This window comes from Planomonospora alba (assembly GCF_039534085.1).
Taxonomy (GTDB): domain Bacteria; phylum Actinomycetota; class Actinomycetes; order Streptosporangiales; family Streptosporangiaceae; genus Planomonospora_B; species Planomonospora_B alba.
On sequence record NZ_BAAAUT010000149.1, the window covers coordinates 1 to 1387 of the forward strand.

General features: G+C 65.6%; 3 protein-coding genes. All 3 read right to left on the minus strand.

Annotated elements, in window-relative coordinates:
* Window positions 1–54: 54 nt before the first annotated feature.
* The 3 genes from ABD823_RS34335 to ABD823_RS34345 are packed head-to-tail and all read right to left on the minus strand — an operon-like array spanning window position 55 to window position 1078.
* Window positions 55–336: a hypothetical protein gene (locus ABD823_RS34335; protein ID WP_344867114.1), complete on the minus strand. Its 282-nt coding sequence runs from the start codon at window positions 334–336 to the stop codon at window positions 55–57.
* A gap of 2 nt (window positions 337–338) precedes the next feature.
* Complete coding sequence (locus tag ABD823_RS34340) at window positions 339–824, minus strand: hypothetical protein (RefSeq protein ID WP_344867116.1); 486 nt, start codon at window positions 822–824, stop codon at window positions 339–341.
* Window positions 821–1078: a hypothetical protein gene (locus ABD823_RS34345; RefSeq protein ID WP_344867118.1), complete on the minus strand. Its 258-nt coding sequence runs from the start codon at window positions 1076–1078 to the stop codon at window positions 821–823. Before ABD823_RS34345 ends, ABD823_RS34340 begins: the two co-directional genes overlap by 4 nt.
* Window positions 1079–1387 lie beyond the last annotated feature (309 nt).

Consider the following 1387-nt stretch of genomic DNA (forward strand, 5'->3'; position numbering starts at 1 on the left):
CTCGACGCATGTGCACGCGGGGGGCCGGACACGCGGCCGAGGCCGGCGAGGTGTTTACGCCGTAAACGGCTCCCGCCGCGTGCCATCTCCGGTAGAGCTCTCATGTATGTCTGGCGACGGCTGCCTTTTCGCGTACTCCTCTGCCGCTGCCAGCAACACACTTACCGGGACCATGGCCTGGGTATCCGCGAGACTCGCGACGATGGCCTCTCGGATCAGAGCAGTCGGCTTGATGCCCCGTTCCGCTGCCCGAATGCGCACCGCGTCCATCACCGGCTTCGGCAGCCGCAGGGAAGTGGTGATCATTTGATCGGAGGTTTCGCCTGTGATCTTCATCGTCAACTCCAGTTCTCGGGTGGGCCGTCCTGGAGGTCTTCGATGCTCAGCCCGGGCAGATCACTCACGATAGGGCCCCACACGTTTTTGCCGACGAGGGTCAGCACAGTGCGGTTGGTCCGATTTCCCCAGTAGGCGGCCTCGGCCACGTCGATGGATACGGCATCGACTCCGAGATCTGCCCAGGTGCCGGAGACTCCTCGCTGAGCATCGTTGTCGAGATCGACTTTGATCGGGTCGTACCCGATGCCGAGTGCCACGATGATCTCGTCGGAAGAGGGCCGGGGGTTGCGGGCCAAGAGTTCTGCGTCCAGATACTCCCGTTCGTCGAGGGTGAGACGTGCCCGTGCGGCGATCACCGACGTGACAGGCAGGAGAAGCCCAGCCGGGACACGGCGCTTGATCACATGGACCATCCCGACCGCCTGGTCATGCCCTCGCGCGTAAGCGGTGATCAGTGAGGTGTCGAGGATGAACTTGGCGCTCACGCCGTGGCCTGGCCGGTGTATTTGGCGATGAGTTCCTCCGCGCGGCGTTCACCCGCCGCGAAGCCTTCAGGGCTGGAGGCGCGGATCGCCTCGATGCGGCGGGCCTCACGTTCCTTGGCGGCTCGGTAGTCCTCCTCCATCTGTCGATGCAGGGCCTGGGCGATGTACTCGGCAGGGGTGATGTTCTGGCCGGTCTCGGCGATCCACTGCCTGGCCTCGGCGAGCAGGTCTGCGGGAAGAGGCTCGTTGCTCATGCCCTGAGCGTAGTGCAGACGCATTGCGGGACTCAGGGACCGAAGCCGACGGTGATCCTTCTCGGGTGTTTACGCCGTGAACACCGGCGTGCGGGCAGGGCTCGTCGAATACGGGGTCAGGCTGGCGAGAGCATGCGCTCCGCCCTGCTGTCGGAACCGGTGACGGAGGCGGGCCCACAGCCCTTCCCGCGTCTCCGACGAGCCCGGATCCGGCCGGTCGTGGTGTGCTGGATCCCCTGCGGTGCCGGGACTTTAGGGTTTGCGGCCGTCTGCAACCGGGGTGCACCCGCACCGCACTGGGACCGCTAC